Annotated in this window: 28 protein-coding genes and 1 tRNA gene; 21 read left to right on the forward strand and 8 right to left on the reverse strand. The window is 40.0% G+C overall.

Annotation, left to right across the window (positions count from 1 at the left end; translation table 11 throughout):
• The first annotated feature begins 222 nt into the window (after positions 1-222).
• Positions 223-296: transfer RNA gene (locus HNQ82_RS06740), tRNA-Gly, on the forward strand.
• Positions 297-383: 87 nt separating this feature from the next.
• Here the strand turns inward: HNQ82_RS06740 and HNQ82_RS06745 are convergent.
• Positions 384-1,046, reverse strand: a complete 663-nt coding sequence (locus HNQ82_RS06745) for a B3/B4 domain-containing protein (RefSeq protein WP_183248256.1) — start codon at positions 1,044-1,046, stop codon at positions 384-386.
• 60 nt (positions 1,047-1,106) lie between these two features.
• On the opposite strand from HNQ82_RS06745, the gene queG reads away from it, so the two are divergent.
• The 14 genes from queG (at position 1,107) to HNQ82_RS06815 (ending at position 13,421) form a co-directional block, all read left to right on the forward strand.
• A complete protein-coding gene (gene queG, locus HNQ82_RS06750) occupies positions 1,107-2,243 on the forward strand; it encodes a tRNA epoxyqueuosine(34) reductase QueG (protein ID WP_183248258.1) in 1,137 nt (378 codons plus the stop codon).
• A gap of 58 nt (positions 2,244-2,301) precedes the next feature.
• Positions 2,302-3,159, forward strand: coding sequence for an amidase domain-containing protein (locus HNQ82_RS06755; protein WP_183248260.1), 858 nt, complete (start codon positions 2,302-2,304; stop codon positions 3,157-3,159).
• Positions 3,160-3,161: 2 nt separating this feature from the next.
• Positions 3,162-3,644 carry a tRNA (uridine(34)/cytosine(34)/5-carboxymethylaminomethyluridine(34)-2'-O)-methyltransferase TrmL gene (gene trmL / locus HNQ82_RS06760; RefSeq protein ID WP_183248262.1) on the forward strand — a complete coding sequence of 161 codons (483 nt, stop codon included), beginning with the start codon at positions 3,162-3,164 and terminating at the stop codon, positions 3,642-3,644.
• Between the two features lie 281 nt (positions 3,645-3,925).
• Complete coding sequence (locus HNQ82_RS06765) at positions 3,926-5,821, forward strand: PrkA family serine protein kinase (RefSeq protein WP_055440401.1); 1,896 nt, start codon at positions 3,926-3,928, stop codon at positions 5,819-5,821.
• A gap of 220 nt (positions 5,822-6,041) precedes the next feature.
• Positions 6,042-7,202, forward strand: a complete 1,161-nt coding sequence (yhbH, locus tag HNQ82_RS06770) for a sporulation protein YhbH (protein ID WP_032100929.1) — start codon at positions 6,042-6,044, stop codon at positions 7,200-7,202.
• 144 nt (positions 7,203-7,346) lie between these two features.
• On the forward strand, positions 7,347-7,646 hold the full coding sequence (locus HNQ82_RS06775) for a rhodanese-like domain-containing protein (RefSeq protein ID WP_183248264.1): 300 nt from the start codon (positions 7,347-7,349) through the stop codon (positions 7,644-7,646).
• A gap of 11 nt (positions 7,647-7,657) precedes the next feature.
• Positions 7,658-8,239 carry a sulfurtransferase TusA family protein gene (locus tag HNQ82_RS06780; RefSeq protein WP_032100927.1) on the forward strand — a complete coding sequence of 194 codons (582 nt, stop codon included), beginning with the start codon at positions 7,658-7,660 and terminating at the stop codon, positions 8,237-8,239.
• Positions 8,236-8,631: a DsrE/DsrF/DrsH-like family protein gene (locus tag HNQ82_RS06785; protein WP_032100926.1), complete on the forward strand. Its 396-nt coding sequence runs from the start codon at positions 8,236-8,238 to the stop codon at positions 8,629-8,631. The genes HNQ82_RS06780 and HNQ82_RS06785 overlap by 4 nt, the downstream gene beginning before the upstream one ends.
• An 11-nt stretch (positions 8,632-8,642) precedes the next feature.
• Positions 8,643-8,870 (forward strand): sulfurtransferase TusA family protein, encoded by a 228-nt coding sequence (locus HNQ82_RS06790; protein ID WP_055440405.1) that lies wholly within the window; start codon positions 8,643-8,645, stop codon positions 8,868-8,870.
• A 48-nt stretch (positions 8,871-8,918) separates the two neighbouring features.
• Positions 8,919-9,695, forward strand: coding sequence for a sulfite exporter TauE/SafE family protein (locus HNQ82_RS06795; protein WP_183248266.1), 777 nt, complete (start codon positions 8,919-8,921; stop codon positions 9,693-9,695).
• A gap of 82 nt (positions 9,696-9,777) precedes the next feature.
• Positions 9,778-10,011, forward strand: a complete 234-nt coding sequence (locus tag HNQ82_RS06800) for a glutaredoxin family protein (RefSeq protein ID WP_183248268.1) — start codon at positions 9,778-9,780, stop codon at positions 10,009-10,011.
• Between the two features lie 52 nt (positions 10,012-10,063).
• Complete coding sequence (locus tag HNQ82_RS06805; protein ID WP_183248270.1) at positions 10,064-11,197, forward strand: MBL fold metallo-hydrolase; 1,134 nt, start codon at positions 10,064-10,066, stop codon at positions 11,195-11,197.
• A gap of 153 nt (positions 11,198-11,350) precedes the next feature.
• Positions 11,351-12,037 carry a zinc metallopeptidase gene (locus HNQ82_RS06810; RefSeq protein ID WP_183248272.1) on the forward strand — a complete coding sequence of 229 codons (687 nt, stop codon included), beginning with the start codon at positions 11,351-11,353 and terminating at the stop codon, positions 12,035-12,037.
• Between the two features lie 46 nt (positions 12,038-12,083).
• Positions 12,084-13,421, forward strand: a complete 1,338-nt coding sequence (locus HNQ82_RS06815) for a hemolysin family protein (protein ID WP_183248274.1) — start codon at positions 12,084-12,086, stop codon at positions 13,419-13,421.
• Here the strand turns inward: HNQ82_RS06815 and HNQ82_RS06820 are convergent.
• On the reverse strand, positions 13,416-14,327 hold the full coding sequence (locus HNQ82_RS06820) for an RluA family pseudouridine synthase (protein ID WP_183248276.1): 912 nt from the start codon (positions 14,325-14,327) through the stop codon (positions 13,416-13,418). The genes HNQ82_RS06815 and HNQ82_RS06820 overlap by 6 nt on opposite strands.
• A 95-nt stretch (positions 14,328-14,422) precedes the next feature.
• On the opposite strand from HNQ82_RS06820, the gene HNQ82_RS06825 reads away from it, so the two are divergent.
• On the forward strand, positions 14,423-14,824 hold the full coding sequence (locus tag HNQ82_RS06825; protein WP_425486246.1) for a DUF5365 family protein: 402 nt from the start codon (positions 14,423-14,425) through the stop codon (positions 14,822-14,824).
• Positions 14,825-14,849: 25 nt separating this feature from the next.
• Here the strand turns inward: HNQ82_RS06825 and HNQ82_RS06830 are convergent, their stop codons facing one another.
• Positions 14,850-15,314 (reverse strand): thioredoxin family protein, encoded by a 465-nt coding sequence (locus HNQ82_RS06830; RefSeq protein WP_183248280.1) that lies wholly within the window; start codon positions 15,312-15,314, stop codon positions 14,850-14,852.
• Positions 15,311-15,739: a disulfide oxidoreductase gene (locus HNQ82_RS06835; protein WP_183248282.1), complete on the reverse strand. Its 429-nt coding sequence runs from the start codon at positions 15,737-15,739 to the stop codon at positions 15,311-15,313. The genes HNQ82_RS06830 and HNQ82_RS06835 overlap by 4 nt, the downstream gene beginning before the upstream one ends.
• Before the next feature lie 157 nt (positions 15,740-15,896).
• On the opposite strand from HNQ82_RS06835, the gene HNQ82_RS06840 reads away from it, so the two are divergent.
• The 3 genes from HNQ82_RS06840 to HNQ82_RS06850 all read left to right on the forward strand — a co-directional run bounded on the left by HNQ82_RS06840 (position 15,897) and on the right by HNQ82_RS06850 (position 18,926).
• Positions 15,897-16,298, forward strand: coding sequence for a CBS domain-containing protein (locus HNQ82_RS06840; protein ID WP_221261079.1), 402 nt, complete (start codon positions 15,897-15,899; stop codon positions 16,296-16,298).
• Positions 16,299-16,406: 108 nt separating this feature from the next.
• Positions 16,407-18,146 carry a phospho-sugar mutase gene (locus HNQ82_RS06845; protein ID WP_183248284.1) on the forward strand — a complete coding sequence of 580 codons (1,740 nt, stop codon included), beginning with the start codon at positions 16,407-16,409 and terminating at the stop codon, positions 18,144-18,146.
• 72 nt (positions 18,147-18,218) lie between these two features.
• Positions 18,219-18,926, forward strand: coding sequence for an SDR family oxidoreductase (locus tag HNQ82_RS06850; protein ID WP_183248286.1), 708 nt, complete (start codon positions 18,219-18,221; stop codon positions 18,924-18,926).
• A gap of 28 nt (positions 18,927-18,954) precedes the next feature.
• Here HNQ82_RS06850 and HNQ82_RS06855 read toward each other — a convergent pair whose 3' ends face one another.
• Positions 18,955-19,203: a YhdB family protein gene (locus HNQ82_RS06855; RefSeq protein WP_183248288.1), complete on the reverse strand. Its 249-nt coding sequence runs from the start codon at positions 19,201-19,203 to the stop codon at positions 18,955-18,957.
• 101 nt (positions 19,204-19,304) lie between these two features.
• On the opposite strand from HNQ82_RS06855, the gene HNQ82_RS06860 reads away from it, so the two are divergent.
• Positions 19,305-19,763, forward strand: coding sequence for a methylated-DNA--[protein]-cysteine S-methyltransferase (locus tag HNQ82_RS06860; RefSeq protein WP_183248290.1), 459 nt, complete (start codon positions 19,305-19,307; stop codon positions 19,761-19,763).
• 4 nt (positions 19,764-19,767) lie between these two features.
• Here the strand turns inward: HNQ82_RS06860 and hflC are convergent, their stop codons facing one another.
• The 3 genes from hflC to HNQ82_RS06875 all read right to left on the reverse strand — a co-directional run bounded on the left by hflC (position 19,768) and on the right by HNQ82_RS06875 (position 23,169).
• Positions 19,768-20,700 carry a protease modulator HflC gene (gene hflC / locus HNQ82_RS06865; RefSeq protein ID WP_183248292.1) on the reverse strand — a complete coding sequence of 311 codons (933 nt, stop codon included), beginning with the start codon at positions 20,698-20,700 and terminating at the stop codon, positions 19,768-19,770.
• Complete coding sequence (hflK, locus tag HNQ82_RS06870; protein ID WP_183248294.1) at positions 20,697-21,662, reverse strand: FtsH protease activity modulator HflK; 966 nt, start codon at positions 21,660-21,662, stop codon at positions 20,697-20,699. The genes hflC and hflK overlap by 4 nt, the downstream gene beginning before the upstream one ends.
• 88 nt (positions 21,663-21,750) lie before the next feature.
• Positions 21,751-23,169: a SpoVR family protein gene (locus HNQ82_RS06875; protein ID WP_183248296.1), complete on the reverse strand. Its 1,419-nt coding sequence runs from the start codon at positions 23,167-23,169 to the stop codon at positions 21,751-21,753.
• A 136-nt stretch (positions 23,170-23,305) separates the two neighbouring features.
• Between HNQ82_RS06875 and HNQ82_RS06880 the strand changes: the two genes are divergently transcribed.
• Entirely contained in the window at positions 23,306-23,749 is a 444-nt protein-coding gene (locus HNQ82_RS06880; RefSeq protein ID WP_183248299.1) for a MarR family winged helix-turn-helix transcriptional regulator, read from the forward strand.
• Positions 23,750-23,753: the final 4 nt, after the last annotated feature.

Here is a 23,753-nt window from a genome sequence, read left to right on the forward strand (position 1 = left end):
GGCGAGTAGAGGAAGAGGCATGGTAGGGCGTGCTGAATGATGATAGGCATAGTCAATTTAAGTATGCGGGTGTAGTTTAGTGGTAAAACCTCAGCCACGAGCGGTGCATCGTCGAATAAGCGGCGAGTTGCCTCGACGCATCGATCATCATTGAATAGGCGAGTAGAGGAAGAGGCATGGTAGGGCGTGCTGAATGATGATAGGCATAGTCAATTTAAGTATGCGGGTGTAGTTTAGTGGTAAAACCTCAGCCTTCCAAGCTGATGTCGTGGGTTCGATTCCCATCACCCGCTCCATACATACGGGGACAACGCAGTGTTTCGTTTCTTAGATGAACGGGGCATTGCGTTTTTTATTTTACTTGCCCCGTATTTTCGTATATGTTATATGATAAGTTTTGTATGTGCTGTACCACCGTGAATTTGGATAAACATCTCTTTCATCGCTTGCAACATTTGTTCACATTGTGTTTCTGTAAACGAAGGTAAGAAGTATACGATTTGAACGGCGTGAGTTGTTTGCTCTGTGACCATTGTTCGCTTCGAATCAACGATTGGGCTGCCGAACGGACCTTGAGCGTCTTTTGTGACGAGTTTTCGTTCAAAGTTTGTTATCCGATCATTGATGCCTATATATTCATCTGCTTGCGTACCGATCGTGACAACGATATCTCCCGTTAGATGATCCCGATCATAAATGCCGATCGGTAGTTTATAATATAAGGAAAAAAAGTTATTCACATCAGCAGCTGAGTGAATGGATGGAATAAAGCTTTGCTTGTGCACACGACGAAGCAAACTTTCGGACGAAGGGCGATAACGGCTCGGATCGGTGCCAATTTGTTTAAAGACAGATCGCCATTCTTTCACTTCTGGCCATTCACCTAGCGGAGTTTGTTCCATATCGAAATATAGCAACTCTTGAAATTGGCGAAGCTTTCCTTTCAACATGTTAGGGGACGGACCGACAACGATTTGATCGTATGTAAGGACGCCGATTTTAAAATGAGATACGCACTGTTTTACCGTGTCACAAATGGTTAACATATCGTTCACTCCTTTTTCTTTACATTGTAACATAAACAACGAGGAAAGGAGGGATGAGGGATGGACGTTGTTGCATTGAAAGAAGAAATCATTCAGTATAGTAGAACAATTGGAATTGATAAAATTGGTTTTGCAAGCGCAGATCCATTTTTTGAGTTAAAAGAACGACTGCGTCAGCAGCAACACCTTGGATATCAATCAGGATTTGAAGAACCTGATATTGACAAGCGAACGACCCCGTCTTTATTGTTGTCAGAAGCACGTTCCATTATTGCGATTGCCCTCGCATATCCGTCGAAGCTAAAAAATGCACCACGGAGCACGAAAACAGAACGACGGGGCGTTTTTTGTCGAGCATCTTGGGGACAAGATTATCACGTGATTTTACGCGATCGTTTGCAAAAATTAGAACAATTTATTTTAGCTCGCATACCGAATGCGCGTGTGAAGTCGATGGTCGACACGGGGGAATTAGCTGATCGGGCAGTAGCCGAACGAGCAGGGATCGGATGGAGCGGAAAAAACTGTTCCATTATTACACCGGAATTTGGCTCATATGTATATTTAGGCGAAATGATTACGAATATCCCATTTCCTCCTGATACGCCAATCGAAGACCAATGTGGGACATGCACTCGCTGTATTGATGCTTGTCCGACAGGAGCACTTGTGCAAGGGGGACAGTTGAATGCGAAGCGATGCATTGCTTTTTTAACGCAAACGAAAACGTTCATTCCTGATGAGTTTCGCGATAAAATAGGAAACCGATTGTATGGATGCGATACGTGTCAACTTGTTTGTCCAAAAAATAAAGGGAAAGATTTTCATTTCCATCCAGAGATGGAGCCGGATCCAGAAGTAGTGAAACCTTTATTAAAACCGCTTCTTCATATGACGAATCGTCAATTTAAAGAAATGTTCGGGCATTTATCGGGAGCATGGCGCGGGAAAAAACCGATTCAACGAAATGCAATTATTGCATTAGCCCATTATAAAGATGAAAGTGCCATCGATGATTTATTAATGTTACTTCGGGAAGATTCACGTCCAGTCATTCGCGGAACGGCAGCGTGGGCGCTTGGTAAAATTGGAAATCGTAAAGTGATGCCGATGTTACAACAAGCAAAAGAGAATGAACAAGATGAAGATGTCATTCGGGAAATTGACAAAGCGTTAGTGATGCTTGAGAACGTGTAGTTGTTTTTCTACTGTTTGTGACATAACGTAGTAAAAAACGAAAAAAGTGGTGAGCGGGATGAGAAAACGACTACACGATCTTCTCGATGAACGTATCCGGCGTTTTTTTATAAGCGATGTGACGGATGAAGAAGTTGAACGAAAAAAGCAGTTGTTAGTTAAGCGAAATGCCCAACTTGTGAAATGTGAAGGAAAGGGAACAATCATTGAACGAAAACATATCGTTTCAAAAACGTTCGTGCGCTATATCGTTCATTTTCGTTTTTTTATTTGGCAACATGGCTGGATGTATGTTGAAGAGAAACAAGAGATGCGTGAAGCAATATTTGAGCAACGCGAACTTGTTAGCGATCGCTTGCTTTTGCCTACCATCGAAACGGAACAAGTTGAAAAAAAGCAAGAGCGAGATGATGATGAACGTGTTCGTTATACGTATGATCGATTAGCCGCGGTACGATATGCTGAAATATGGTGGAACGATTATAATCCAGCGTTTCACAAATTCCCTGTCGATTGTACAAATTTCATTTCACAATGTTTACATGCAGGCGGAATCCCCATGATGGGTTATCCGAACAAAACAAAAGGATGGTGGATGAGAAAGAACGACTGGAGCTATACGTGGACGGTCGCAAATGCATTACGTTGGTATTTAAGTGGGTCAAAAACAGGCATTCAAGCCATCGAAAAAAAATCACCGGAACAGTTGTCTCTTGGTGATGTCATTTGTTATGATTTTCAAGGAGACGGACGATTCGATCATACAACGATCGTCGTGGCGAAAGATAAACAAGGGATGCCGCTTGTCAATGCTCATACGTCCAATAGCCGTATGCGTTATTGGTCATATGAAGATTCAACGGCATATACATCAAATATCCAATATAAATTTTTCCATATTATTGATCGTGTATAGGAGTGAAGATTGTGGCTTTACATGTCGTTTTATATCAACCAGAAATTCCAGCGAATACAGGAAATATTGCGCGCACATGCGCAGCAACAGGAACATCGTTACATTTAATTCGACCGCTCGGATTTTCAACCGATGATAAAATGTTAAAGCGTGCTGGATTAGATTATTGGGAATATGTCGATGTGCACTATTACGACTCATTACAAGAGCTTTTTGACAAATATAAAGAAGGTGAATTTTTCTTTATTACGAAGTTTGGGCAAACATACTACACATCGTTTGACTATAGCGATTCAACGAAAGATTACTTTTTCGTTTTCGGCCGTGAAACGAGCGGATTGCCAAAAGATTTAATCGAAAACAATATGGAACGTTGTTTGCGTATTCCGATGAACGAATACGTTCGTTCGCTCAATTTATCGAATACAGCCGCCATTCTCGTATATGAGGCGTTAAGGCAACAAAACTTTCCAAACGTATTTTAAGCGACTTTCGAATGAAAGTCGCTTAATTTTTTACTTCTGGCTTATCGTTATATCCCGCTGTAAAAATGGCAGCTAAAAAGGCGAAAATAACACCAAGTACGAGAAGCGTTTTCATATAAAATCTCCTCCTTTATGAAGTGACAAGAAAATGACCACGTTTTCATTATAGCCTAATTGTATAGCGATATGAAAGTCATACTTTTACGAATGATTACGGACATCCTTGCATACATATGGTATTAATCATGACGCTAGACATCAAAGGTGGAGGAGGTCCGTGTATGGACATTTTGAAAAAAATACAAAAATATAGAGAAGAAGAGCAAAAATTAAAGTGGGAAGGAACATTTGCCGAGTACTTAGAAATCGTAAAAGAAAAGCCATGGGTGGCTCAGTCCGCTCATTCTCGCGTTTACAATATGATTAAAGATGCGGGCGTAGAAGAAGTGGATGGAAAGAAAAAATACAACTTTTTTAGCGGTCAGTTATTTGGGCTTGAAGAAGCGCTAGAGCGGCTTGTAGAAGAATATTTTCACCCAGCCGCCAAACGACTAGATGTTCGAAAGCGTATTTTGTTGTTAATGGGACCGGTAAGCGGGGGAAAATCAACGCTTGTGACAATGTTAAAACGAGGACTTGAAGCGTACTCGTATACCGATCGTGGTGCGGTATATGCGATTAAAGGATGTCCCATGCATGAAGATCCGCTTCATTTAATTCCACACCATTTGCGCGATGAGTTTTATAAAGAGTATGGCATTCGTATTGAAGGGAACTTATCCCCATTAAACATGATGCGACTTGAAAAAGAATACGGCGGGCGCATTGAAGATGTGATGGTCGAACGCATCTTTTTCTCCGAAGATAAGCGTGTCGGAATCGGAACGTTCAGCCCATCCGATCCGAAGTCGCAAGATATTGCTGATTTAACAGGCAGCATTGATTTTTCTACGATTGCTCAATATGGGTCCGAATCGGATCCGCGCGCATATCGTTTTGATGGAGAGCTAAACAAAGCGAATCGCGGTATTATGGAATTTCAAGAAATGTTAAAATGCGATGAAAAGTTTTTATGGCATTTGCTTTCTTTGACGCAAGAAGGAAACTTTAAGGCAGGACGTTTTGCGCTTATTAGCGCTGATGAATTGATTGTTGCCCATACGAATGAAACAGAGTATCGTTCATTTATTGCTAATAAAAAGAATGAGGCACTTCATTCGCGAATTATCGTCATGCCGATACCGTATAACTTAAAAGTGTCAGAAGAAGAACGAATTTATGAAAAAATGATTCGCGAAAGCGACGTAGCAGATGTGCATATTGCACCACATACGCTACGGGTAGCAGCGATGTTTACAATTTTGACGCGATTAAAAGAACCGAAGCGTGGCGATATTGACCTTGTGAAAAAAATGCGTCTGTATGACGGTGAGCTTGTTGAAGGGTTTAATGAAGTGGATGTCGAGGAGTTGAAAAAAGAATATCCAGACGAAGGAATGAGCGGCATTGATCCACGCTATGTTATTAACCGAATTTCGTCTTGTATTATTCGAAAGGAAGTGCCGTCTATTAATGCGTTAGATGTATTGAGAGCATTGAAAGAAGGCTTAGAGCATCATCCGTCTATTTCAAAAGAAGATCGGGAACGTTATTTAAATTTCATCTCAGTTGCACGAAAAGAATACGATGAAATTGCAAAGCGCGAAGTACAAAAAGCGTTCGTTTACTCGTATGAAGAGTCAGCGAAAACGTTAATGGACAATTATTTAGATAACGTAGAGGCATATTGTAACAAAGCGAAAATTCGCGATCCACTAACAGGAGAAGAAATGAATCCAGATGAAAAACTCATGCGGTCGATTGAAGAACAAATTGGCATTTCCGAGAATGCGAAAAAAGCATTTCGTGAAGAAATTTTAATTCGTATTTCAGCATATGCCCGTAAAGGTCAACGTTTTGATTATAATTCGCACGAACGGTTGCGTGAAGCGATTCAGAAAAAATTGTTTGCAGACTTAAAAGATATTGTCAAAATTACGACGTCCACAAAAACCCCTGATGAACAACAACTGAAGAAAATTAATGAAGTGGTTGCTCGATTAATTGATGAATATGGTTATAACTCTACCTCAGCAAATGAATTGCTTCGTTATGTCGGAAGTTTGTTAAACCGATAAAGCATGCCGCACTTGGCATGCTTTGTTTTATCATCGTAGAAAACAGGCTTGTCCAGCAAAAAAGGTCAGAACAATTTTCGAAATCATTTGTCAATTTTTTTCGGACGTTGCATAGGATAAAGTAACCAACCATTCATTCATTATTGTTGCAAGCCAACATAGTGTATGCGAGGAAAAAGGAAAATGTGCAGCATTATTTTACATTGTAGGAGGGGAAAAAATGAGTAGAAACTTCATTGTGTCAAAGGAAGATTGGTCCCTCCATCGAAAAGGCCAAGATGATCAAAAACGGCACGAGGAAAAGGTAAAAGAAGCAATTAAAAATAACCTCGGTGATTTAATTACAGAAGAAAGCATCATTATGTCCAACGGTCGCGACGTCATTAAAATACCGATTCGTTCGTTAGATGAATATAAAATTCGTTATAATTACGACAAAAATAAACATGTCGGCCAAGGCGATGGGGACAGTCAAGTTGGTGATGTCATTGCGCGCGACGGTTCTGGTGACGGTCAAAAAGGACCGGGAAAAGGGCAAGGAGCAGGTGACCTGGCGGGGCAAGATTATTATGAAGCAGAAGTATCCTTAATGGAGCTTGAAGAAGCTTTGTTTAGTCAATTAGAACTTCCTGATTTAAAGAAAAAGCAACATGCTGACCATGTTGTTCAGCATATTGAGTTTAACGATATTCGCCGAACGGGATTAATGGGGAACATCGATAAGAAAAAAACAATGATGGCTGCCTTTAAACGAAACGCATTAAGTGGCAATCCGAGTTTTTATCCAATTTATCCGGAAGATTTGAAATTTAAAACGTGGAATGAAGTGATTAAGCCCGATTCGAAAGCGGTTGTTATCGCAATGATGGACACGAGCGGATCAATGGGTGTATGGGAAAAATATATGGCTAGAAGCTTCTTCTTTTGGATGACCCGATTTTTACGGACGAAATACGAAACGGTCGATATTGTTTTTATTGCGCATCATACCGAAGCGAAAATTGTAACAGAAGAAGAGTTTTTTACAAAAGGGGAAAGCGGTGGAACGATATGTTCGTCAGCATATCGAAAGGCGCTTGAAGTGATCGAAACAAAATACTCACCGACAAAATATAATATTTATCCGTTCCATTTTTCCGATGGCGATAATTTAACGTCCGATAACGCTCGTTGTGTTAAGCTAGTGCAAGAATTAATGAAGGTATCGAATATGTTTGGATACGGAGAAGTGAATCAGTACAATCGTCACTCGACTCTCATGTCGGCATACAAACATATTAAGGATGAAAAATTTCGCTATTACATTTTGAAGCAAAAGTCAGATGTGTTACAGGCGATGAGAAACTTTTTCCGAAAAGAAGAACATAAAACATTTGTTTAATCCCTTGTGACATACAAGGTTTTTTTTTGCGAAAAAAAGGTTGACAAACGGGTGGGGGTTTTGTAATATACTCATAGAGGTAATGGTAATAAATTATTTTTTTGCAGTCTAATATACCCTTATGAGTATAGAGAGGTGAGAAAGATGAAACATATGCTACCACAAGAAGTGGAGCAACAATTAAAAGAGGGTCGTGCACTAAGCATTATCGATGTGCGCGAATATGAGGAAGTAGCCCAAGGTAAAATTCCCGGTGCTCGTCACATCCCGCTTGGCCAACTGCTTGAGCGGATGAATGAAATTGATAAAAACGAAGAACATATTCTTGTTTGCCGTTCAGGAAATCGAAGCGGTATGGCTTGTCAGTTGTTAGAAAGTTACGGATACCGCGTTGTAAATATGACAGGCGGTATGCTTGAATGGACAGGCGAAATTGAACGATAGGGGGGAATGGAATGACGATTCACGTCGATCTGGTTGTTGATGCAAAGGGGCTCACGTGCCCGATGCCGATTGTTCGCACGAAAAAGGCGATGGAACAGCTACAGCCTGGCCAAGTGCTTGAAGTGCAAGCGACGGATAAAGGTTCACTTGCTGATATTCAAGGGTGGGCAAAGAATACAGGGCATCAATATATCGGCACGATTGAAGAAGGTGATGTACTCAAGCATTATCTTCGTAAAGCAAATCCTACAGAAGTAAAGGAAGAAGCAAAATATCCTCACGTTGTTTCTTTAGAGGAGCTGCAAAAGAAAGTAGAAAACAATGAACAAGTATTTATTTTAGATGTGCGTGAGGAAGCCGAGTATGTATTTGGTCATATTCCGGGAGCATATCATATCCCGCTCGGACAATTAGAAGAGCGATTAAATGAATTAAATAAAGATGAAACAATTTATGTCATTTGCCGAACAGGTAATCGCAGCGATTTAGCTGCGCAACAACTTACTGAAAAAGGATTTACAAGTGTATTTAACGTCATTCCAGGTATGACACAATGGAAAGGAACAATGACTAAAGGAGGAAATGAACAATGAAAAAACGTGTAGCGATTATTGCAGCAAATGGTGGTTTATTTGACGCATATAAGGTGTTTAACATTGCAACAGCAGCAGCAGCAACAGAAGCAGAGGTAGCTATTTTCTTTACATTCGAAGGATTAAATTTAATTCATAAAGAAGCATATCAACAATTGCCACTTCCAGAAGGAAAAGAGCAAATTCAACAAGGATTTGCCCAAGCAAACGTTCCATCTATTCCAGAGCTTGTAGGCATGGCGCAAGAAATGGGTGTGAAGTTTATTGCTTGCCAAATGACGATGGATGTGATGGGATTAACAAAAGAACATTTTGTCGATGGTATTGATGTTGGTGGAGCAGTGACATTCCTTGATTTTGCGAAAGATGCTGACATCACGTTAACATTCTAAGGAGGAAGAACATGAAAGCCGATCTTCTCGTTGATGCAAAGGGACTTGCGTGTCCACTGCCGATCGTTCGTACGAAAAAAGGAATGGACACATTACAATCTGGTCAAGTGTTGGAAATTCATGTTACAGATAAAGGAGCTAAAAACGACTTATCTGCATGGGCAAAATCAGCTGGTCATGAAATGATCGATATGGTCGAAGAAGGAGACGTACTAAAATTTTGGATTCGTAAAGCGTAACAAGCATCGGGCATATGTCCCGATGCTTCATATAAGGAGTGAATGAGCATGGCCATCGGTTTTATTATTACAATTTTTTTAATTGGATTTATCGGTTCGTTTATTTCAGGAATGGTTGGAATTGGCGGATCGATTATTAAATATCCGATGTTGCTTTACATCCCACCATTGCTTGGTTACGCTGCATTTAGCGCCCATGAAGTATCAGGAATTAGCGCCATTCAAGTATTGTTTGCGACGATTGGAGGCGTTTGGGCGTACCGTAAAGGTGGGTATTTAAATAAAACGTTAATTATTTATATGGGTACCAGTATTTTAATTGGTAGTTTCATTGGTGGTTATGGTTCGAAATTAATGAGCGAAGGCGGCATTAATATCGTTTATGCGGTGTTAGCGACGATTGCTGCGATGATGATGTTCGTTCCGAAAAAAGGAATTGATAATATTCCACTTGATCAAGTCACATTCAATAAATGGCTTGCAGCAGCGTTAGCATTCATTGTCGGAGTGAGCGCTGGCATTGTTGGTGCCGCAGGGGCGTTTATCCTTGTACCAATTATGCTTGTTGTATTAAAAATCCCAACACGTATGACGATCGCTACATCATTAGCGATTACATTTATTTCATCCATTGGGGCAACTGTTGGAAAAATTACAACAGGTCAATTTGATTTTTGGACCGCATTTATTATGGTTGTTGCAAGCTTAATTGCTTCTCCTATTGGGGCGAATGTTGGTAAAAAGGTAAATACAAAAGTATTACAGTTTATATTAGCTGCACTGATTGTCGCAACAGCGATAAAAATTTGGTTGGATATTTTGTAAAAACTGTTGAAAAGTTCATCCTTTATGTTATAATACTTATAGGGGTATATAAAATACCGAAACATAAAGGAGGAATGACCCAATGAAACAAGTAACTGTATATACGACAACAACATGTCCGTATTGTACGTTATTGAAAAACTTTTTAGATGAGCGTGGCATCCCATTTAAAGAAGTAAATTTACATCAACATCCTGAGGCTGTTGATTATGTTATTCGCTCAACAGGACAAATGGGCGTGCCGCAAACAGAAATTAATGGGCGTTGGGTTATTGGATTTGATCCACAACGAATTATGCAATTGTTACAACAATAATTTTTTTATCTATAAAAATACCCTATAAGGTATAAGGAGAGGTGGATAATAAATGGCAGTATATGCATTAACAGCACAACAAATTAATGAGATGATTGTAAATAAAGAGCCGTTTTTCTTATTTGATGTTCGCAATGAATCAGACTTTGCAGATTGGAAAATTGAAGGAGAACACATTGAGTATTTAAACATTCCTTACTTTGAATTAATTGATGGCGTTGAATCCGTGTTAGAGCGTTTGCCAAAAGACAAAAAAATTGTTGTCGTTTGTGCTAAAGAAGGTTCTTCTATGATGGTTGCTGACATGCTTGCTGAAAAAGGATTAGAAGTGTTTTATTTAAAAGGCGGCATGAAAGCGTGGAGCGAGTATTTATACCCTGTTGTTGTATATCAAGATAACGATATAAAAGTGTATCAATTTATTCGCGTCGGTAAAGGTTGTCTTTCTTACATGGTCGTATCAGGAAAAGAAGCGTTAATCGTCGATCCATCTCGATTTATTGATGTGTATAAAGAAGTTGCTCAAAAAGAAAACGTAGCGATTACACATATCGTTGATTCACATTTACATGCTGACCATATTTCTGGCGGATATGAATTAGCAAAACAAACAGGTGCGACATATTACTTAATGAAGAGTGAAGGTGCCGTATTTGAGTTTGAACCGCTAGAAAACCATGATCGCATCGAATTTGAAAAAGTAAGTTTAGAAGTATTAGCCATTAAAACACCAGGTCATACACCGGGTAGTGTGTCATTCTTCGTAAACAACAAATTGTTGTTCTCTGGCGATACGATTTTCGTCAGCGGTCTTGGCCGACCAGACTTAGGCGGAAAAGCGCGTGAATGGGCAAAAGATTTATACGACACAGTATACAACAAAGTCGCACAAATTGCTGATGATGTCATTGTTCTTCCTGCACACTATGCAAACTTCGATCAAGAAGTTAATGAACAAGGATATATTGGAAATATATTAGGAAACATTCGTCAAATGAATGAAATTATGCAGGGGAAAACAGAAGAAGAGTTTGTTGAACATGTGGCGCAATCTGCATCTTCTGAAACACCGCCAAACTTTGAAGACATTATCGCCATTAACCGCGGTGTAAAAGATGCTACACCAGAACAACAACAAGAACTTGAAATCGGTCCAAACCGTTGTGCGGTTCACCATACACACTAAAAAAGGAATTTTATTCAACCTCGCAAATCGCGAGGTTTTTTCGATTTTGTGAAACTTTTTGGACACAATATTCGTATATAATGTATGTGAACGTGTTCTCTTTTATTTTCAGTCATTTTCCATTAAAATATAAAGTAACGGAGGGATGGTTTCATGTTTTTTCATCCAATGGATTTTCTTATTTTGATCGCCTTCGGAGTATCGATTTGGGCGCAATTTAAAGTGAAAGGAAATTTTAGTAAATGGTCAGATGTTCCCGCTTCATCTGGTTTGACGGGCGCAGAAGTGGCGCGGCTCATTTTAGATCGCAACGGGCTATACGATGTGCCAGTTGAGCTTGTTCCGGGTACATTGACAGATCATTACGATCCAATTGCACGTGCGGTTCGTTTATCGGAGCCTGTGTACTACGGTCGTTCCATTGCTGCGGTATCGGTGGCGGCTCATGAAGTTGGTCACGCGGTGCAACATCAACAAGCATATGGTGCGCTCGTTTTACGACATCGTATGTTTCCGCTTGTGAATTTTACATCTGGTATTGCACCGTTCCTTCTTCTTGGCGGATTTTTGATGCAACAATTTTCGTTAATTGGTTTAGGGATTATTTTATTCTCGTTTGCCGTTGCATTCCAAGTCATTACATTGCCAGTTGAGTTTAATGCTAGTTCGCGCGCCAAAGATTTTATGATCACAGAAGGCATCATTCGCAATGAGGAAGAACGTGGGGTAAATAAAGTGTTAAATGCCGCGGCATTAACATATGTTGCTGCAGCGCTTATTTCGGTGTTAGAATTAATCAAGTATGTGCTTATTTTCGTACAAGGAAACAATGAAGATTAATAAATAGGAGGTGGCATCCGCACGCATTCATGCGTGCGGACGTTCGTTGGACATATTTAGTTTATGGATGATCGTTTTTCTTATTGCGTTAACTGGTTTTTTTGTCGCTTCAGAGTTTGCAATTGTAAAAGTGCGTCCATCGCGCATTGATCAATTAATTGAGGAAGGGAACAAAAAAGCAGTAGCAGCAAAACATGTCATCACTCATTTAGATGAGTATTTATCTGCAAATCAGCTTGGTATTACAATGACATCACTCGGGCTTGGTTGGCTCGGGGAACCGACAGTGGAACGAGCGCTTCGTCCGCTTTTTGAGCAGTTTCATGTATCTCCATCATTTTCTCATGGGGCTTCATTTATTGTGGCATTTGCAACAATTACGTTTGTTCATGTTGTTATTGGTGAATTGGCGCCGAAGACGATTGCGATTCAAAAAGCGGAAGCGATTACGCTATGGACAGCGCGTCCGCTCATGTTATTTTATCGAGTCATGTATCCATTTATTTGGTTATTAAACGGATCTGCCCGCTTAGTTGTTCGTTTATTTGGGTTCCAGTTATCTAGTGAGCAAGAATTGGCTCATTCTGAAGAAGAATTGCGCCTTCTTTTATCAGCGAGTTATAAAAATGGAGAAATTAATCATACAGAATATAAATACGTGAATAACATTTTTCGTTTTGACGATCGTGTGGCAAAAGAAATTATGGTTCCGCGCAAAGAAATTATTGCGTTAGATGTCAACGATTCCATGGACCACGTGTTACAAACCATTCGCGAAGAAAAGTATACACGTTATCCTGTCATTGATGGTGATAAAGACCATATTCTCGGATTAGTAAATGTAAAAGAGTTATTTACTGATCTTGTTGTGAACTGCCAAGAGCGAAAACAGTTGCGTGACTATATTCGTCCAATTATTCAAGTGATTGAAACGATCCCTATTCAAGATTTGCTTGTAAAAATGCAAAAAGAACGCATTCATATGGCCATTTTAGTTGATGAATATGGCGGAACCTCTGGTTTAGTGACAGTCGAAGACATTTTAGAAGAAATTGTTGGAGAAATTCGAGATGAATTTGACATAGATGAAGCTCCGCTCATCCAAATGATCGATGACAACCGTGCAATCGTTGATGGAAAAGTACTCATTAGTGAAATTAACGATTTATTCGGTTTAGAAATTGACGATACAGACGTTGATACGATTGGTGGATGGATGTTAACGGAGCGTTATAACATTCGTCCAGGAGAGCAAATTGAGTTTGGTGATTACGTCTTTACAGTCGTGCAATTGGACGGTCACCATGTCAAAAAAATTGAAGTGACACGTCGTCCATCGCCAGTAGATGTAGTCGCGGATATGAATGAAGAGGCTGCGTTATAATAACGCGCCTCTTTTTATATGACTAAAAATTGTTTCATCAGGTAATGCCGAGCATGTGATGAACTCTTTTGTAAATGGATGAGGAAAAGATAAGGAGATCGCATGTAACGCTTGCCGATTCATCCACGGTTTTCCTCCATATAATGTATCGCCAACTAACGGATGGCCGATATAGCTCATATGAACACGAATTTGATGCGTTCGTCCTGTATCGAGGGTGAGGCGAACAAGCGACACATGTTTTTGTTTGTCATATTCGAGCCGTTCATAGTGCGTGATAGCTGTATCTCCTGTTTTCGATACACGTCGTTTTGTTGGATGGTGTCGATCGCGCCCGATTGGTGCTTTGACCGTTCCTTTTTTCTGTTTTACATATCCATGAACAAGTGCAATATACGTGCGACGAATGGTTCGTTCGGCTAAATATTTATCAAGAATAGCCCCAGCAAGTGCGTGTTTAGCGAATAAAATGACACCGCTTGTATCGCGATCGAGCCGATGCACATGACGAACTTTACTGTGTATTCCTTCACATTGAAAATGGAATGCGACGGCGTTTGCTAATGTATTCGTCTGATTTGGTTGTGTTGGATGAACATCCATATGTGCAGGCTTGTTAATGACAAGTACATGATCATCTTCAAATACAACATGAAGCGGTATGTATGTCGGAACCGGTTCGATTTGTTCTTCTTTTATACGAACACGAATGCGATCGTTCGGTGAAATGATCGTATGGAAAGGAACGATGTCGTCATTGATTGATACACCTTTTGTCATTCGCCATTCATGTAACATTTTTTTAGGAACGAACCATTTCGTTTGAAATGCTTGTTCTAGTGACAAGCCTTCCCATGATGATGGCGCTTCAAATACGAGCCAACTTCCTTTTTTTTGTACATTCATCCGTCTCACTCTTTCTATACAATAAATTACCAACACTAAAACAGGAGTTGGTGTGTTACAATTTCGTTATAGATTAGGAAAAGAAATGGAAAAAGGTGAGGCAATTGAAGACCGTCTATGTTGCTACAGAAGAGCAAAAGCAATATATTCATTCGCTTATTGAACAGTTTTATACATGTATTTTTCCAAAATATTTTACGGATAATGAAATTGAAACATTTCAATCGCTCGGCATATTACAGTTTGAATCTTCCACATATGATGGAACGTTAAAGGAGGCATTTACGATTATTTCTGCATTACAATCGTTACAAGCCATCATTGAGTTTACTTCGTTTCATCGTCATTCAGCTGATTATGAACAGCTGTTTCAGCGCAATATTGAACAGCTAGAACAGCATGGGATTAGTTTTCCACTCACTCTTGAACATTTTTTGCATCAAAAAGATGGATATATAAGCATGTATATAAAGCCTGTTCACGCTTGGGTGATGTGAAAAAGCCTTCAAAACGAAGGCTTTTTTATTTGATCTGTTCAAACCACTTCCGGAACACGTCTTCTTCATAATATCCTTCAATGCGTGCGACTTCTTTGCCATCTTTAAAGTGAACAATTGTCGGTGTTGCCTCGATGTGATACTCGTCCCAGCCTTCTTCAAATTCCAAAAGGTTAAATTGCTTTAGATCAATTCCCATCTCTTTTGATAACGGAGCGACAATTGGTGTTGTCTTTTTACAAAATTCGCATGTTGAACTGTAAAAGTAAACAGTGATCGTCTCCTTATTGTTTAATGCTTCTTTTAATTCATTTGGTAAAATAACGTTTTGATAGTTCGGATCATCAAGGAGATCGATCGTAGCTGGGTGCAATTCTTCCTTTCCAAATGGATTGCCTTCAGCTTTTTGTTTTTGTGTATATGACGTAATCCAAGCGAGTGCACTGAATAAAGCGATAATAATACCTCCGAAAATAAGCAACTTTTTCATATGTATTTCCCTTCTTTCTCCATTCGAATGACTTGATAACTAATAATGCCGATGGAAACAAAGGCAATGAGTGCTAAAAGGGGAATGGTAATAAACCCGAGCCAGTTAAGATAGTCCCCTGTACATGGCACAATGCTACATGATGGAGCCGTATCGCGAAAAAACGTTACTTTTTGAATTAAATAATGATATGAAGAAATGGTGCCGCCAATGATCGATAACATAAGCGTATAACGTGCGATCATAAACTCTTTTCGTACAAAAGCCATGGCAAGCAAAAACACTTGTGGGTACATAAAAATGCGTTGGTACCAACAAAGTTCACATGGGATAAATTTCATTACCTCAGAAAAATACAGGCTGCCAAGTGTAGCAATTAACGCAACAATCCAAGCGGCCAATAAATGATTTTCCTTTCGAGCCATGATTCCACCTTCTTATTTTTTACTCTTTGTTCATTATAGTACATAGAAAGAAATGATGTAAATTGCGACTACATTTTACTTACATAATGAACAGTTGAACGTACACAATAAGAAGCGAAAGGAGAGGATCATATTGAATCATACAGTTGAATCAATTATGACGCGCCAAGTGGCGACAGTCAAACCAGATCAATCTGTTCAAGAGGCAGCACAGCTGATGAACGAACATAACGTCGGTGCGATTCCTGTTGTTGAAAACGGAAAAGTCAAAGGGATGATCACTGACCGTGACATTGCTCTTCGTACGACTGCGCAAGGGTTAGCCCCTTCAACGCCTGTTTCACAAGTCATGACAAGCGATGTAGTGATAGGTACACCAAACATGAGCGTTAATGAAGCAGCGAAAGTGATGGCGAAAAACCAAATTCGTCGCTTGCCGATCGTACAAAATAATGCCCTTTGTGGCATTGTTGCACTTGGGGATATTGCTACAAACCAAGCGTACGATGAAGCGGCAGAACAAGCGTTATCCGAGATTTCCGAACCTTCATATCATTAAACAAAAAAGGGGCTTCTTTTAAAGGAGCTCCTTTTTAACTACGAAAAAGGAATTTGCATGAAAAGACGAGAATAAGTTACAATGAGCAACGGATATGGAGGGATAAATATGACTTGGAAAATGGTGTACGAACGCTGGAAACAGGCACAGTTAGATGAAGAATTGCGTTCAAACTTACAACAACTAGAGAAAGATGAAAAATTGTTAGAAGATTGTTTTTATAAAACGTTAGAGTTCGGTACAGGAGGTATGCGTGGGGAAATCGGACCGGGAACGAACCGTATGAACATATATACGGTGCGAAAAGCATCGGCAGGGTTAGCACGATACATTGAATCGTTTGGAGAGGAAGCAAAAAGACGCGGGGTTGTGATCGCCTACGATTCGCGCCATAAATCACAGCAGTTTGCGATGGAAGCTGCAAAAACGCTTGCGACACACGGCATTCAGACGTACGTATTTGATGAGCTTCGTCCGACGCCAGAGCTTTCGTTTGCTGTTCGTCATTTATGCGCTTTTTCGGGTATTGTCATTACAGCTAGTCATAACCCACCAGAGTATAACGGCTATAAAGTGTATGGAGAAGATGGGGCACAGTTGCCACCACATATTGCTGATGTTGTTATCGAACATGTCAATGCGATTGAAAATGAATGGGAACTTGCAATTGAACAAGAAGACGTATTAAAAGAAAAAGGGTTGATTCAAATCATCGGTGCAGAAATTGACGAAGCATACATACAAAAATTAAAAACGATTTCGCTTCGCCCAGAACTTGTCTATGAAGTGGATGTGAAAGTCGTATTTACTCCGCTTCATGGAACAGCAAATAAGCTCGTGCAACGCGGATTAAAAGAATTTGGCTATGAAAACGTGTTCGTCGTCAAAGAACAAGAACAACCGGATCCGAATTTTTCAACCGTACAATCACCAAATCCAGAAGAGCACGCAGCGTTTGAGTTAGCAATTCAACTTGGGAAACAAGTCGACGCTGACGTATTAATTGCAACAGACCCTGACGCGGATCGTTTAGGTATTGCGGTGAAAAACGAACAAGGGGAATACGTCGTTTTAACAGGTAATCAAACAGGTGGCTTGTTGCTTCATTACATTCTTTCACAAAAGAAAGAAAAAGGGATATTGCCATCAAATGGGATTGTGTTTAAAACGATCGTTACATCTGAATTTGGGCGTGCGATTGCTGAATCATTTGGGATTGAGACGATGGATACATTGACAGGGTTTAAATTTATCGGTGAAAAAATTAAACAATACGAGCAAACAGGAGAGTATGTATTTCAGTTTGGTTACGAAGAAAGTTACGGGTATTTAATTGGTGACTTTGCTCGCGATAAAGATGCGATTCAAGCAGCTTTGCTCGCTGTGGAAGTGTGCGCGTTTTATAAAAAGCAAGGTTTATCTTTATACGAGGCACTTATGCAATTGTTTGAACAATACGGATATTATCAAGAAGGATTGCGTTCACTCACGTTAAAAGGAAAAGAAGGAACCGAGCGAATCAACGCACTACTGGCGACATTTCGTAATGAACCGCCAACTGTTGTCGCTAATCAGCGCGTTGTGATTCGTGAAGACTATAAGGTAAGCGAGCGCGTATATATGAATACAGGTAAAAAAGAAACGATCCATTTGCCGAAGTCGAACGTATTAAAATATGTACTAGAAGACGGATCATGGTTTTGTGCGCGTCCATCTGGCACAGAGCCAAAAATGAAATTTTATTTTGGTGTCAAAGGGCGAACGCTCGCCGAAGCGAAGAAACAATTAGAGCAATTAGAAACAGCGGTCATGGAGCGAGTATATACGTTAACAGCTGATAAGGTGTAATGCCTTATCAGTTGTTTTTTGAATGGGGAACGAGTAACATAGAAGCGAAAACGTAGAAAGGGTGATGTTAATTTGTTACAAGGACAAGTGGCTATTGTGACAGGTGCATCTCGTGGAATCGGGTTAGCAATTGCACATAAGTTGGCAGAGCAAGGAATGAAGCTCGTATTAATTGGCAGTTCCTCGGATATTCACAGAGTTGGCGAGCAATTAAAAGATGTAAAAACGTTTCAAGCGGACGTATCAAATGAGCAACAAATGAATGAAGTGGTCGAAGCGACCATCGCTACATTTGGTCGCATTGATTTACTTGTGAATAATGCGGGTATCGGTGTATTTAAGCCTGTAGAGGAAACGACAGTCGAAGAGTGGAAGCGACTATTCGAAGTAAATGTACAAGGGGTATTTATCGGGACAAAAGCAGTGCTTCCACACATGAAAAAGCAACGTTCGGGAACAATTATTACGATTTCATCTGACGTCGGTCGGTATACGATTGTAAACGGTTCCGCATATACAGCAACGAAATATGCCGTTCAAGGATTTTCGGGAAGTGTAGCGCAAGAAGTGCGTTCATACGGCATTCGCGTCGGTACTATTAATCCGGGAATGGTCGATACATACTTTGCCAATTCTACGCAAGGATTGCCTGAAAAAGCGGAATGGCTGAAGGCAGAAGACGTCGCTGAAGCGGTTGTCTATATGGCGAGTGCGCCGAAACATATGTTAGTGGATGAAATTGTATTACATCCGCTCATTCAAACGTATCCCGTCATATAGAAAGCGAAAGGAGATGATTCCTTTCGCTCTAATTATATTCCATCGTAAGCGTCGGTTCTTGTTCATATACGTCTAACGCGTGATCGATGTAACGTAACAATGCGTTCAATCGCTTTTGGACGACAGTATAATCTTTTTCGAAGTTGTATGCATGAAGAAACTGCTCAATTTTTTTTGAAAGTAAATCGTCTTTTGTGCGTACCATAAGAATGAGTAAATGATCCCATTCCGAACGGTACGTATAGTAAAGCGCCTTGTCGTAGTCGACTGTATGCAATACAAACCCTCCTTATCGTGAGGAGCTATATGTAGTGTATGAAAAAACGGTCGTTTTTTTTCGCTGTAAATGTTGTGCGATTTGGCAGAGGAGAGTTGGCTATGGAGAAACATATCGCGTATTATGGATCGCCAATCGGTTGGTTACAAATCATTGGAACGAATGACGGAATTGAACGAATCAATATCGTTGAACAAGGTGAGGAAAATAACGAAAATGTCCCCACCCACTTCAGTCAATGTATAGAACAATTAGAACAATATTTCCAAAAGAAGCGAACGTCGTTTTCGATTCCGTTACGGGTGAGTGGCACACCGTTTCAAATGCGTGTATGGGAAGCGCTACAAACGATTCCTTATGGACAAACGGTTTCATATGCTCATATTGCCAAACAAATTGGTCAACCGAAAGCGGTGCGAGCCGTTGGCAATGCTGTCGGTAACAATCCGATCACGATCGTCATTCCTTGTCACCGTGTCATTCGCACGGGTGGAGAATTTGGTGGATACGCGTGGGGAATAGAGCGAAAAAAATGGTTACTTGAGCACGAAACGCGCTGAAAGCTCAGCGCGTTTGTCCCAATAGCCATTTTGCGTAAGGTGAATTGGCTGGTAAAATGACGACTGTATCTTCGCCGATCGTTGTTTTATACGATTCGAGCGTACGGTAAAATGAATAAAATTCAGCATCCTTGGCAAATGTTTCGTTATAAATGCGTGCTGCTTCTTGTTCACCTGCTGCGCGGATACGTTCAGCATCCGCTTGCGCTTTGGCGAGCATTTCTTTTACTTCACGGTCTGTTTGAGCAATAATACGCTGTTTTTGAGCATCTCCCATTGATAAATATTCTTGCGCTTTTGATTCGCGTTCAGAAATCATACGTTTATAAACAGAATGTTCATTCTCCTCTGGCAAGTCAATGCGTTTCATGCGTACATCGACAACGCGAATACCGTAACGGTCTTGTTGTAACAGTTCGTTTACTTTTGCGGTTACTTCATCGTTTAAGCTGCCACGTGATGACTTTTCATCATTAATAATTTCATCGTAATTTAACCGTCCAAGCTCGGTGCGAACAATCGAGAAAATAAATTCATCCATTTTTGATTCTGCGTTTTCTAACGTACGGGCATTTTGAATCATTTCTTTCGGATTTGTAATTTCCCAAATGGCGTAATGGTTGACAAGAATACGCTTTTTATCTTTTGTATTAATTTCCGCTTCAGCGACGTCATAAAAGATTTGTGCTTTCGGCAATGATGTGACGCTTTGAATAAAAGGAATTTTCAAACGTAATCCTGGCGTTTGATCGATGCGGACAATTTCTCCAAATTGACGTACGACCTTATATTCATTTTCATGAACGATGTATATATTTGTTAAAATAACGATAAGTAAAATAAGTCCGATGCCGCCACTAACTATAAACCGAAACCATTTCATCGGAAGTTTATCTTTCAAGTTGATGACGTTTTGATCGTCTTGGAAGTTTGTCATTCATTACCACTCCCTTGTTCCTTCTTTTTCTCCGTCGTTTGTTTTTCGATCGGTTGAATTGGTAAGTATTTTAGTGTATTACCGTCGTCGTTCATAATGTAAATGCGCGTGTATGGAAGCACTTGTTCAAGTGTTTCAATCATTAACCGTTGTTTTGTAATGTCTTTCGCGTTTTTATATTCTTCGTATAAGGCGTTAAATTTGGCGACATCCCCCCGTGCTTTTTCAATCCGCGCTACTTTATCAGCTTCTGCTTGGGAGATGAGGGCATCTTTTTCCCCTTCGGCTTCTTTCGTCCGTTTGTTACGGTATTTATTCGCTTCGTTAATTTTTGTATTCATCGTTTCGCGCGCATCGGTAACGTTCGTAAATGCTTTGCGCACTTCGTCGTTCGGCAAGTCAACATCTTGTAACTTTACAGCTAAAATCGAAATGCCAATATCATACTTTTTCATTAATGCGGTTAGTGACTCGCGCACATCTGCTTCAATTTTTGCTTTCCCCGACGTTAAGGCATCATCAATTTTTGAGCTACCGATGACGCTGCGTAAAGAAGCAGATGTCGCATTATATAAAATTTGTTCCGGTTCGTATGAGCGGTAAAGATATTTGGCAGGATCAGTAATTTTCCATTGTACGACCATATCAGCGAGGACAATATTTTCATCGCCGGTAATCATTTTCGTATCTCCTTTGTTTGATGCAACGACTTTTCCATTTTCTTCTTTGTAGCCGAATTGTAAACTAAACGTTTCGCGCGATAACGTTTCTACTGTTTGAATTGGCCAAGGAAGTTTGAAATGTAGTCCGGGTGTCGTTACTTCCTCATCAATTTTACCAAATGTTAAAATAATCGCTTGTTCCGACTCATCAACGGTGTACCATGATGTTAATGCAGCGATAAGAAGAAGAAGACCTGCCACTGTGCCGATGATGATTCCTGTAACTGAACGTTTCCCCATATAAACCCACCTTTCTTGTTATTTATATGTATGTACGGAAAAAAAAGAAAAAAGTTTCAATAAAAAAGCTACTGATGCACTCAGTAGCTCATATATATTTTCGTTGTACGTTTCGTCCGTCGTATGTGAACAGCGTTTGCTTGTTTTCGATGATTGTTTCCATATGAACGGCGCGCCCCCAAAGTTGATAAATGTAAGGAAGCACTTTTTCTAAATATTTGACGTCTAGTTCAATGCCTTCATACGAATGTTTTAAATATAGTTCTCCGTTCCGCATATAGTCCCCATCGTTGACCGTAATGTATGGAAAGCCACCGTTGACGCGCATGTTTACGAGCTGATCGCGCACGTGTTCCCAATGTTTATCAACAATTTTATAGTCTTTTCCTTGTTTTTGGAACAAATACATATCTTCTCGCATGACGAGTTCTTTTGTTAAATAGTTACGCAAAAAGGAGATGTCAGATTCTAGCTCGCGTACTTCAAATATTTTTGCACGTCCTGAACCTGGTTTGACGCCAAGTTTTTTCATTTCTTCTGTCGGATTGTCCCAACGCTTTTCAATATCTTCAAAAATTTTCAATCCTAAGTAATACGGATTAATACCCGTTCGGGAAGGTTGAACAACGCCAGCATTTAATTTAGCAAATTCAATCGCTTCATCGCTCGTTAAATCCATTTCACGTAAAATACGTTGATGCCAGTACGTTGCCCAGCCTTCGTTCATAATTTTCGTTTCGAGCTGCGGCCAAAAATAAAGCATTTCTTCACGCATCATTGTTAAAATGTCGCGCTGCCATTCTTCAAGCTCACGGCTATATTCTTCAATAAACAATAGTAAATCTTTTTCTGGTTGCGGAGGAAATTTTCTTCGTTTTTTTCGCGTTTGTGGTGCTTTTTTCTTTTCATCAAGCGACCATAAATCGTCATATGGCGACGGTTTTGGTGTTTCATCATCTTCCTCGTATATTTCCGTATCAGCAATCGTCCATGAAAGCTTTGGTCGAAGAAGCGAAGGGTCAATATGCTCTTGAATGGCTAATACAGCGTCTAAAAACTTTTCGACTTCTTGTTTCCCGTATTCGTGCTCATAATGCTTAATTCGTTCCGCTGTTGCCGCCATGCTTTCGACCATGTCTCGTTTTGTGTTGCTGAAGCGAACGTTATTTTTAAAAAAGTCGCTATGAGCAAGGACGTGTGCGACAATTAATTTATTTTGAATAAGCGTATTTGTATTTAATAAAAAGGCGTAGCACGGATCGGAGTTAATGACAAGCTCGTAAATTTTACTTAATCCAAGATCATAGTGAAGTTTCATTTTATGAAATTGTTTCCCAAAACTCCAATGTGAAAAACGTGTCGGCATGCCGTATGCTCCAAATGTGTAAATAATATCAGCTGGGCAAATTTCATAGCGCATTTCATAAAAGTCAAGCCCAAACCCTTCGGCAATTTCCGTAATTTCCGCGATGGCTTTTTCTAATGCTTTTTGTTCATCTCGTTTCATCGCACTCCCTCCTTATGACAATGTATGAGCGAGCACATCATTTGATACGTCAAGAATGATTCATTGACTTTATATTTTCTTTCATGTATATTTAACTATGTTAAATATTTATATTGTTAAAAAAGGTGGGATGTGTATGGAGCAAACGCCGTTCACCGCACTTGTTGAACGATTAGAGCATGCGTTTTCGTTAGCCCTTCGCAAATTGGCAGCTGACTTAGCTAAGGAGGAAATTGGCTTAACGAAACCGCAGTTTTTTATTTTAAACTTGTTGTCGAAGCGTGGGAAATGTACAGTGAGCGAATTGGCGGACGAAATGTTTGTCAAACCGAGCGCCATTACGACAATGATTGATCGCTTATATAAAAGCGGATTTGTATTACGCGAACGAGATGACGAAGATCGTCGCGTCGTGTATGTACAATTGTCTGAAAAGGGGAAAGAAATGCTTCAACATGCACGGGCGGAGCGAAGAAAAATTATTGAGCGTTATTTAAGCCAATTACAATTCGATGAACTTGAACAGTTTGTCTATATTATCGAAAAAATTGCTGCGATAAATGAGAAAGAGGAGAAGTGAGATA

Source organism: Anoxybacillus tengchongensis, assembly GCF_014201585.1.
GTDB classification, from domain to species: domain Bacteria; phylum Bacillota; class Bacilli; order Bacillales; family Anoxybacillaceae; genus Anoxybacillus; species Anoxybacillus tengchongensis.